This is a genomic window from Parabacteroides hominis (genome assembly GCF_014287585.1).
GTDB lineage: Bacteria > Bacteroidota > Bacteroidia > Bacteroidales > Tannerellaceae > Parabacteroides > Parabacteroides hominis.
In genome coordinates this window covers 18,023-28,427 of record NZ_JACOOJ010000048.1, presented here as the reverse complement: position 1 = coordinate 28,427, position 10,405 = coordinate 18,023, and the positions used below count along the sequence as shown (strand labels likewise).

Below are 10,405 nucleotides of genomic sequence, written 5' to 3'. Positions count from 1 at the left end.
CGGAGACGATTGCGTGATGCTTATGCTATGCTTACGCATAGCGTGCATTCACGTACTCTCCGTAAAGGCTTTACCAGAGCCATCGCTTGAAGGTAGTGTGAATTGCACGCTACTTTTTTGCCCTTGCCTAATGAAAGGTAACGATTATGGGTAAAGTTCAGATTCTCGCCGTACTGACGATGGACGGATGTCTTTCTTCAGAGTTATATTATAAAGCACATCAGGATTTGTGCCTTGACCGTTGCGGTCTTGATGAAATCAGGAAGAACGCCCTTTACCGCGTGACACCAGACTATTCCATTTCAATGCTGCACGAATGGAGAAAAGACGGCACAAACATCCGTTACCTCGCGGAAGCCACACCGGACACGGCAGACTATATAAACGGACTACTGCGTATGCACGCTGTGGATGAAATCATACTATACACCGTTCCTTTCATATCCGGAAGCGGACGACATTTTTTTAAGTCGGCTCTGCCAGAGCAACACTGGACGCTTTCCTCTTTGAAAAGTTTTCCCAACGGTGTATGCCGCATTATCTACATCCTTGATAAAAAAGCAAGATAGCCAAAATGTGCGGCAAGCATACATTTTTATTTTCAAGAATAGAATAAATGTTCTGATTACAAACAATTTAAGTCGGAGATAATTTGTCCCTGTGAAAAAATATTGAATTTTATACCACTGAAATACAACACTTTGTAAAATTGAGCGTTGGATTTTTTGTTTTCTGCCGCGTTTTTTGCCAATTATATTCATGTGCGCATACCGAAAACAGAGTGTAAAATTTCAAAATTGACAGGACATGAATTATTTTTTATTGGCGGAAACCGAGTTCTTCCGCCGGATAAACGAAGCCGGAGACTGCAATATGGAAAAAGCATACACGGCTTTCGCCACCCAAGTAATAGAACTGTGCAACGGCGGCATGGACATGAACCTTACCGTCATCGCGCTTGCCTACATCGAAATCGAGTTGCAGCACCATCCGGTGCGTAATCTGTCAGAAGAAAGAAGAGAGATTGCCGCCTACGTCAGCAAGGCTCTGTCTTTCGTAAGAAAGATGCAGAAATTCCTTGCCACGCCCCAAGTGCCACCACTAATATCCGCCAACAACGCAACAGAAACCACCGCCAGCCTTCTTTGGACGGGCAACGCCATCGACCTCGTGGAACTTATCTACGGCATAGACGAGATGGGCTGTATCAACAACGGCAATATGCCGCTAAAACAGCTCGCCCCGATTCTCTACAAGATATTCGGTATTGAGTCGAAGGATTGCTACCGCTTCTATACCGACATCAAACGTCGGAAAAACGAAAGCCGTACCTATTTCCTCGACAAGATGCAGGAGAAACTGAACGAGAGAATGCTGCGCGATGAAGAGCTGGAACGTATGAGAAGATAAAATCAGGTATAAGCGGGAGAATGGTATCATGCTGTTCTCCCGTTTGAGTAAAATCTATACGAAAAAGGGCGTTTTCGGCGCGCTATTGCCCCGAATTTCAGCGAAAAACGCTATCTTTGTACAATTGTTACGAATTGAATATGAACATAGACAACCTCGATATAGTAAAACAACTGATAGCCGAAAAGGAAAACGGGCAGGTGGAGTTCAAGGAAACCACCGGGCAGTTGGAGCGCGGCATGGAAACGCTCTGCGCTTTCCTTAACAGCGAAGGTGGCACGGTGTTGTTCGGTGTGACCGACAAAGGAAAGATCATCGGGCAGGAAGTGAGCGACAAGACGAAGCGTGATATTGCGGAAGCCATCCGGCGTTTTGAACCATTTGCCACACTCGAAGTTTCGTATATCAGTATCCAAAATACAGACAAGAGTGTGATAGCCTTGTCTGCGGACAGCCAACGTTATATGCGTCCGTTCTCCTATAAGGGACGGGCTTATCTTCGATTGGAGAGCGTGACATCCTCCATGCCGCAAGACGTATATAACCAACTGCTTATGCAGCGAGGTGGGAAATACGCTTGGGAGGCGATGACGAATCCCGACATCAAAGTTACTGACCTTGATGAACATGCCATTATGGGAGCGGTACGTGGAGGCATCCGGTGCGGTCGCCTACCCGAAGCCACCATAAGGGAGGATTTGCCGACCATACTCGAAAAATTCAACCTGTTACATGACGGAAAACTGAATAATGCTTCCGCAGTCTTGTTCGGTCGTGATTTTTACTTCTATCCCCAGTGCCTGCTTCGGTTGGCGCGTTTCAAAGGAACTACAAAAGACGAGTTTATAGACAATCAGCGTACCACTGGCAATATCTACACACTGCTGGACACTGCAATGTCGTTCTTTTTCAAGCATCTTTCCCTTTCGGGCAAAGTTGAAGGCTTGTATCGGGAGGAAGAGCTTGAGATTCCTTACAAGGCATTGAGGGAATGCTGCACAAATGCCCTTTGCCACCGCTCATACCACCGTCCCGGCAGTTCGGTAGGAATTGCCATCTATGATGACCGTGTGGAGATTGAGAACAGTGGAACTTTTCCGCCGGATATAACAATGGAAAAGTTATTGAGCGGGCATAATTCAGAACCTCAAAACCTGATTATTGCGAATGTTCTGTATAAAAGCGAGGTTCTGGAAAGCTGGGGACGAGGCATCGGGCTTATGATAAGCGAATGCCGGCGTGTCGGCATTCCCGATCCGGAGTTTCATACAGATGGAAATAGTGTATGGGTTATTTTCCGCTATACCCGAAAAACTGTGGGGCACGACCCGACAATTACCCGACAGTTACCCCACAGTCACCCCACAGTTACCCCACAGGTGGAAAAGGTGTTGTCTGCAATCGGCACACAGACACTTTCAACCAAAGAGATTATGTGTGTGATAGGATTAAAGGACAAAAGTAATTTTTTAGAACTATATCTGTATCCAGCCATAAGGCAGAATTTGGTAGAGCCTATTTACCCGGAAAATCCGAAACATCCCCGGCAGAAATATCGTCTTACCGATAAAGGAAAAGAACTGTTGATATAATAACGGGGTATGGTGGCGAAAAAGAAGAAACAACAGGGGCATTACTGTCGGATTTGTAGCGAGTACAAAGCCAACGAGCAATTCAGCGGCAAAGGACACTCGCGGCATATCTGCAAGGAATGCCGGTCGCTTCCCGATGATGTGAAGGCGGACATGGTGCGCTGTAACGAGGTGGAACGAGCCGTTTTCAAATGCCCGATGAGCCGTCAGGACTGGGAACTGCTGGAAAAATATGCCAAGAAGTACAAGGACAAGGAATCCGGGCAGTTCGCGCAGGATATGTTGGACATGAAACGGGGCAATCAGACACCGGACGAGGATATGGAAGAGGATGATGTTTTAATAGAAGGCATCTATGAAGAGGAAACCATACCATTTGCCGAACTGGAGGATGACATCCGTTATCAGTTGGAAGAATTGTTGGCGGACAACATCAACGAGTTCATGATACACAAGAATTACATTCCCGAAGGCAAGGAACTGAAAGACATCAACGAATGGGTCATGAAAGAAACCCGTGACACCTTTTTTATAAAGGTTATTCCCGATGCCGCTTATGACAGTCTGGTGGAAGAAACGATCAACAGGCTTGTGAAGGAATGGAAAGAGGACGGATTTGAGATAAAGACCTATTCCGCATCGCTGGTCGTCATGGAAACGGAACGGCTGCTTATCCGCAGGATAACCCGTAAGGATATGGACGCACTCCTTGCCATAATGGGAAAGCCGGAAGTCATGTACGCTTGGGAACACGGCTTTACCAAAAAGGACGTGCGCAAATGGATAAACAGGCAACTCATCCGATACCGCAAGGACGGGTTCGGATATTTTGCCGTCATACTGAAAGAAAGCGGCGCATTGATAGGACAAGCCGGTCTGATGAATAGTACCCTAAACGGGAACGAGACTGTCGAGCTTGGCTATATACTCGATAACACATACTGGCATAACGGTTACGGTACGGAAGCCGCCCGCGCGTGTTTGGAATACGCCTTTGGAGAGCTGGAACTGAAAACTGTCTGTTGCAGTATCCGACCGGAAAACGTGGCATCCATCCGTGTGGTTGAAAGGCTGGGAATGACCTTGTGCGACAACCATACAATAATATACAACGAAAAAGAAATGCCGCATCAGATATATGTGGCAACCAATAGTAAATCCTATATCTTATAAGCGAAATCACTCAACAATGAAAACAAATAATATTAATTTATTTTGCGATATAGTTACTCAAAGGTCAGGAGAACATTCTTGCGCTATAAATATTTTGTTGCAACAACAATTATATGGGCAGGTAATATCTATTCTGCGTCAAGAATTAGATTCTATGGTAAGAGTTATGTTTTTGTTGTCAATTAGCGACTTAAACCTTAGAGAGCATTTTATAAACCAAACTTTGGAGGGAATAAAATGGTCTTATCCCAATACAAAGAAAGTCGTGACCGATAAACAAATGGTGGATTTAGCTGATAAATTTTATGGCTGGCCTTTTTTTGTTTATAAATTAGGATGCGCTTTTATTCATCTTTCAGCAATGGTATATTATAAAAACAGTAATCCATTTTTGCTTTTATCTGTTTCAGAAAGAAATGACATCACAAGGTTTTTACATCAATATCATAGTTTCCCGTTAGAGTTGGAATTGAATTTGGAAAATATCATCCCATATCTTGATAAAGTATTTAATAAAGTTTCAAGTAACTTAGCATGTTACATTGAAGATTTACGTCAAAATAAACTTTTGGAGGAATATTAAAATAAGGGAGGATTTTAGCTATCCTCCCTTATTTTAATAGGTTACTTCTGCTGCAACAGATGCTTCAGGTTGTCATCGCCCGCGATGCGCTCCAATTCCTCCTGAACAATCTGCTTCACCTCCTCCTTGATGCGCCGGTAATTTGCCTGCACCGTTTCCTTCATGCGGTCGTTGCCGTCTGCGTCAGTGAAATCGGTAATAACGGGGATTTTCTTGTAGGCACTTTCCTCCCGTTTTACCTTATCGGCATCCACCACAATCTCGCAGTGGAAAATCTTCTGTTCGATACGCTCGTTGAAGTTGTCGGACACCGAACCGACAAACATTCCCTGCGTCAAACCGGAAATCTTGCTGGGCGGGATAAGCGCGTCCATCTGCGTGTTAATGGAGGTGGAAACATCCTGCCGGTTGATGGAGATAGACTGCCGTTTCTGCAACACCTTACCGAATCGTTCCGATAGTGTCTTTGCCGTTTCACCTACCACCTGCCCGGAGAAAATGTTACCGACCGTATTCATCACCACTTTCGCCTCCTTATCACCGTAGTCGCGCACCAGCTGGCTGAAATCCTGAAATCCCAGACACACGGCAACCTTGTTGCTTCGGGCGGTAGCTATAAGATTGTCCAACCCTTTGAAATATATCGTCGGCAGCTCGTCTATGATGACCGACGACTTCAGCATCCCCTTCTTATTGATGAGCTTCACGATGCGGGAGTTATACAATCCGAGAGCCGCCCCGTAGATATTCTGACGGTCGGGATTGTTGCCCACGCATAGGATTTTCGGCTCTTCGGGATTGTTGATGTCCAGCGTAAACTCGCTGTCCGACATCACCCAATAGAGCTGCGGTGAAATCATCCTCGAAAGCGGAATTTTTGCCGACGCTATCTGCCCCATGAGCTGCTCCGCAGCCCCTCCGAGCCACGCATCCATGAACGGGGAAAGGTAGTTCTCCAGTTCGGGATAGGAAGTCAGTATCGGAAAAATATCCTCGTAGCGGCGGTTCAAAAATTCGATGGCATGGGGAAACGTGCAATATTTCCCGTTCTGATAGATTTTAAGATACCATATAATACTGGCGAACAAAATGATAGGTGATTCCACAAAGAAGTCACCCTGCTTTTGCACCCACGTTTTATTGAGGTTGAGCATTATTGTATAGGCACTCTCGTAGGCGTCCGTAATATCTTCCATAAAATCCGGGTGAATGGGATTGCACCGATGAGAGCGTCGCGGGTCGTCGAAGTTGATCACATAGAACTTCGGCTTCACCTTGTAGCCGTCAGGGTGGTTCAGCAGATGATTGTAGGCAATGGTGGACAAGTCGCTGAATTTGAAGTCATACACGTACATCAAGAAGCCCTTTTCAATCTGTTGCTTGATAAAATTGTTTACCACGGCGTATGACTTGCCGCTGCCCGGCGTACCCAACACGATGGACGCACGGAAGGGATTCACCACATTGATCCAACCGTTGTTCCAACGCTTTTTGTAATAGAAGCGTGTCGGCAAATTGACCGAATACTCGCTTTCGATGAGTCTTGTTTCCTGCATGAAACTCTCGTTCTCGTTGTTGAAAACATCCTCCATCAAATTGTGTTTCAACAGACGGCTCATCCACAGACCTCCCATCAACAGGCAGACATAGCCCGTACCGATGGTAAGGACATACAGCCCCATCACCGCCTCAATCGGAAGCGGCAGAGCCAGTATCCACCAGTTTAGGAAAAACAGCACGGACCCGGCGGCGAGTGCCGTCCATATTCTTCCCCAAGTGATTTTCTCTCCCTTGACCCCCTTTGTACCCAGACAGGACAGGGCAAGCAGCAGGACGGCAAACAGCTTTGTGTACAGTATGGAATGGAACAGCCCCGCCGTGCGGTCGAAGTTCAGAAGGATTCTGTCCACCACACCGATGTTCACGCCCCACAGCCGGATGACTTCGTAACAGAACCAGTACACGTTCATAACCACTAAAATAATACTCACGGCACGCAGAAAATCCATGATTTTCGCCAATGCCCTCAAATCGTCTTCTTGTTGTGACATACATTGATTTTTTAATTGTTGATACTCCGATTACAAACCCAAGCCCTTGCGCTTTTTCTTCTTTTTGCGCTTCATCGCCCGGATGAAAGCCTTTTCCTCAGCATCTACCGCCGGACCTTCGGGAGTGAGCAAGCCCATTCCGCCCGATACGTCTTCACGGTCGTATGCGGTCTGTCCGTATGCCTTGTCCGCAGCATCCATAGGGATGGATAACGGTATCGGCGGTTGTCCGGCGTATGGCAGGGTGAAGTGTTCCTGCAAGGCATTCGCCGAAAGCTCCTTGCCCATGCGAGAGCCGTTCAGTACACATCCTGTGCGGTGGTCGATAAACGTCGCTCCATAGATACGCCCTTCATCCGTGTAGCGCAGTACGGTGTCGATGCCCTTCTCTTTGAGTTGGGATACAAATTTGTCCTTGTCATAAGTGCCTTGCAGCACGGAAAGAACGGTGCGTTTCGTCATGTCGGCGAGCTTCCTGTCCTTAATCTCTGATTTGGAACGGATAAATTTTCTCTGTACGGCTTCATAACCTGCGGACTTCCCGAAAAGCGAGGACTTGAACGGGTTGCCCACCTTGTTACCCTTGTCGTCCGTGACGGAATAAACCAGCCCGTGATACTCCCGTCCGCGCACGTTGCCTCTCGCTTCCTCCACCGTCATATTATATAAGGAAAGGAGCGCACGGTATTCGCCCATCGTCTGAAAACGGTACTGCCCGTTCAGAGCCTTCACAGTGCCAGCCACCTGCTTCTTCACATCACCTGCCGATGCGTCCACCTTGCTTAGCGGCGTGTCAAGCCGGCGGTTCCTGCGCTCCGCGCCGTGCAGCCCGTATTTCTTCTCCAGCTCACGGGTGATTTGTTTGCTACGATAGTAGTTGTTCTTGTCGCTGATACATTTCCCGTTATCGTCCACCCGCACCGTCACGATGTGCAGGTGGTGGCGGTCGATGTCCTCGTGCTTGAAAACAAGATAAGGCTGGTTGCCGAAACCGAGTTTTTCCAGATACTCGCGGGCTATATCCTGCAATTCCGCATCGGTCAACACATCCTCCGGATGTGGGTTGAGCGAAATATGCACCACCGGCTTCTCCACCTTCATCTGTGGCGGCATGAAGGTGAGAAAACCCTCCATCGCCTTGTTGATGTCCACCTTTCCCGAACCGTCATTGTAGATGCGGTTGGTCGTAAGCAACCGCCCCTGCGCCTCGTTAATCTTCTCCCCGTTATAGGCAATCGCGCCGTACAACGAGTTTCCTACACTGATTTTTGCGACCATTTCGCCTCCATTTCCCTTGAAAGTTCCACAATCCGGCGGCTCAGTTTCACGAGTTCGACGGTGTGTTGCTCTAATTTGTAGAGCAACGCCATCGCCTTTTTCTCTGAAAAATGCAGCCTCAGTTCCTTCACGACTTGGTTGTAATTCGTACCCACGGCGCGGAACTGCGCATGAAAATCCGATAGCTTGGTGTAATAGTCCACCAGCGTCTTGTCCACCTTCAGCACCTTGAACGGCTGTCCGAAGAAGTGCGCTTTGAGGAAAACCGACCGTGCATAGACACCCGATTTTCCGAACATGGCGAGGAAACGATTGTGTTCCTCCTCGTTGAAACGGACGGTGTAACGGTACACCGCCGGATCAAGTTTGGGATTTCTCCCTGCTTTGCTTTTCCTTTTCTCTTTCATATTACTTTGGATTTAGCGGATTGACGGCATAAGCCGCCGCTTCGGATTACAGCACCGCAGTTCTGAAAGGCTTTCCGACTTCGGAGGGAAAGCCCGCCCCCTGCAAGGGCAAGGCGTTTTCCGGGATGCTCAAAATATTTTGAGCGGCTGAAAACATACCTTGCTATGTTCAGGTGAACATAAAAATCCGTCGGGGACGGATTGGGGGAATGCCTTTCAAACTCCGGGCTGCGCCACCTGCGGCGAACCCTGCCGTTCGGGTGCAAAGTTACGCCCTTAACGCGGTATCGGACAGAGGCTTGACCCGGACAATCAGTGCCAACCGGCGCAACGTGCTGCCACTTGCCGGAGAAGTGATACGGATTCAAAAATATCATTGTTTATTTGCAGCGTGATTCGGATGTGGGACTGAAAATACACTCCTTCAACCAGATGTTCGGACACCAATCCGGGCATCAATCCAAACGGTTGAAAACAGGTGTATGTATACAGATAGTTTTCCAAGCACACGTCCGTGCGGACGGATAAAAGCATGGACGGTTGGACAAACCGATGAATACCCGCAGGCACAGCCGGATTAAGGAGTGAATAAATAAATGAATGGGAGTGCGTGCGTACGTACTAATGGCAATACGCTACCGCCACCGGACAGATGTATAACCAAATAAATTATCAAACAAATGAAAGAAGCAACTTATGTGGCAATCTCCACGCAGAAAGGTGGAGCGGGTAAGACAACCCTGACGGTGCTTGTAGCAAGCTACCTGCACTATGTGAAAGGCTACAACGTAGCCGTGGTGGACTGCGATTTTCCGCAGTACAGTATCCATGACATGCGCAAGCGCGACATGAAAGCCGTCATGGAGGACGGGCATTACAAGGTGATGGCGTATGAGCAGCTCAAACGGCTGAAGAAGAACCCGTACACCATCAGATGCAGCCGTGCGGAAGATGCGGTAAAGACCGCCGAAAATCTGGTGGCAGCGCAGCCCGACCTTGATTTCGTGTTCTTCGACCTGCCGGGAACCATCAACAATGCCGATGTGGTGCAGACCATTTCCAAAATGGACTACATCTTCACGCCCATCATCGCCGACCGTGTGGTGATGGAGAGTTCCATCAAGTTCGCCACCGTTATCAACGAACAGATGATAAGCACGGGCAAGTCCGGCATCAAAGGGATTTACCTCGTGTGGAACATGGTGGACGGGCGCGAAAAGACGGAACTTTACAAGGCATACGACAAGGTATGTGCCGAGTTCGCCCTGCCCATTCTGGAAACACATCTGCCGGACAGCAAGCGTTTCCGCAAGGAGACGGCGGCAGAACGCAAGGCGGTATTCCGCTCCACGGCGTTTCCGGCGGACAAAATACTGGTACGCGGCAGCAACCTCGACAAACTCGTCGATGAGATTCTCGGCATCATTAAAAACTGAATGTCATGGCAAAGAAAACAAGAATCGAGGACATCGACAGCGAAGCCGTAATTAACTCTTTTCGACTGGACGATACAAGCATTCCGCCGGAAGCGAGAAGCACGGACGGAAACGCTCCTTCCCCACCTCCGAAAGAAGCGATACAGGAAGCCGTTTCTCCACCTGCCTCGCATTCCAAAGAGGAGCCGGAACGCAGGCGCAGGAACAGCAAGCCGGAAAAATTGGATTATGACACCGTATTCATATGCGGGTCCAACGTCACGGCAAGACTCGGCAAACAAGTATATATCCGCAAGGAATACCACGACCGCATACAGAAGATGCTTCATGTAATCGGAGGCAACGAGGTGACTATCGCGGCTTTTCTTGACAACGTGCTGACACACCATTTCACGCTGTTCCAAGACGAGATATCCGAATCGTTCAAACGGCACATGGAATCCTATAACCTATAAACACCCAATAAACAAAAAAG

11 protein-coding genes are annotated in these 10,405 nt (G+C 48.1%); 7 read left to right on the top strand and 4 right to left on the bottom strand.

Annotated elements, in window-relative coordinates:
- Positions 1-146 precede the first annotated feature (146 nt).
- The 5 genes from H8S65_RS18785 (at position 147) to H8S65_RS18765 (ending at position 4,758) form a co-directional block, all read left to right on the top strand.
- Positions 147-569: a dihydrofolate reductase family protein gene (locus H8S65_RS18785; RefSeq protein ID WP_002560995.1), complete on the top strand. Its 423-nt coding sequence runs from the start codon at positions 147-149 to the stop codon at positions 567-569.
- 238 nt (positions 570-807) lie between these two features.
- On the top strand, positions 808-1,410 hold the full coding sequence (locus H8S65_RS18780) for an RteC domain-containing protein (RefSeq protein WP_002560994.1): 603 nt from the start codon (positions 808-810) through the stop codon (positions 1,408-1,410).
- Between the two features lie 140 nt (positions 1,411-1,550).
- The gene (locus tag H8S65_RS18775) at positions 1,551-3,002 is read left to right on the top strand and encodes an ATP-binding protein (protein WP_002560993.1); all 1,452 of its coding nucleotides are present in this window, start codon (positions 1,551-1,553) and stop codon (positions 3,000-3,002) included.
- 9 nt (positions 3,003-3,011) lie between these two features.
- Entirely contained in the window at positions 3,012-4,175 is a 1,164-nt protein-coding gene (locus H8S65_RS18770) for a GNAT family N-acetyltransferase (protein WP_002560992.1), read from the top strand.
- A gap of 16 nt (positions 4,176-4,191) precedes the next feature.
- Positions 4,192-4,758 carry a hypothetical protein gene (locus tag H8S65_RS18765; RefSeq protein WP_002560991.1) on the top strand — a complete coding sequence of 189 codons (567 nt, stop codon included), beginning with the start codon at positions 4,192-4,194 and terminating at the stop codon, positions 4,756-4,758.
- Between the two features lie 41 nt (positions 4,759-4,799).
- On the opposite strand, the gene mobC is transcribed toward H8S65_RS18765, so the two are convergent.
- The 4 genes from mobC to H8S65_RS21345 all read right to left on the bottom strand — a co-directional run bounded on the left by mobC (position 4,800) and on the right by H8S65_RS21345 (position 9,028).
- Positions 4,800-6,809, bottom strand: a complete 2,010-nt coding sequence (gene mobC, locus H8S65_RS18760; protein ID WP_002560990.1) for a conjugal transfer protein MobC — start codon at positions 6,807-6,809, stop codon at positions 4,800-4,802.
- A gap of 30 nt (positions 6,810-6,839) precedes the next feature.
- Positions 6,840-8,087, bottom strand: a complete 1,248-nt coding sequence (gene mobB / locus H8S65_RS18755) for a conjugal transfer protein MobB (protein WP_002560989.1) — start codon at positions 8,085-8,087, stop codon at positions 6,840-6,842.
- The gene (mobA, locus tag H8S65_RS18750; RefSeq protein ID WP_002560988.1) at positions 8,066-8,494 is read right to left on the bottom strand and encodes a conjugal transfer protein MobA; all 429 of its coding nucleotides are present in this window, start codon (positions 8,492-8,494) and stop codon (positions 8,066-8,068) included. The genes mobB and mobA overlap by 22 nt, the downstream gene beginning before the upstream one ends.
- Positions 8,495-8,806: 312 nt before the next feature.
- Positions 8,807-9,028, bottom strand: coding sequence for a hypothetical protein (locus H8S65_RS21345; protein ID WP_366498170.1), 222 nt, complete (start codon positions 9,026-9,028; stop codon positions 8,807-8,809).
- A gap of 146 nt (positions 9,029-9,174) precedes the next feature.
- On the opposite strand from H8S65_RS21345, the gene H8S65_RS18745 reads away from it, so the two are divergent.
- On the top strand, positions 9,175-9,930 hold the full coding sequence (locus H8S65_RS18745) for a ParA family protein (protein WP_005867743.1): 756 nt from the start codon (positions 9,175-9,177) through the stop codon (positions 9,928-9,930).
- Between the two features lie 5 nt (positions 9,931-9,935).
- Positions 9,936-10,385: a DUF3408 domain-containing protein gene (locus H8S65_RS18740; RefSeq protein WP_186931363.1), complete on the top strand. Its 450-nt coding sequence runs from the start codon at positions 9,936-9,938 to the stop codon at positions 10,383-10,385.
- Positions 10,386-10,405: the final 20 nt, after the last annotated feature.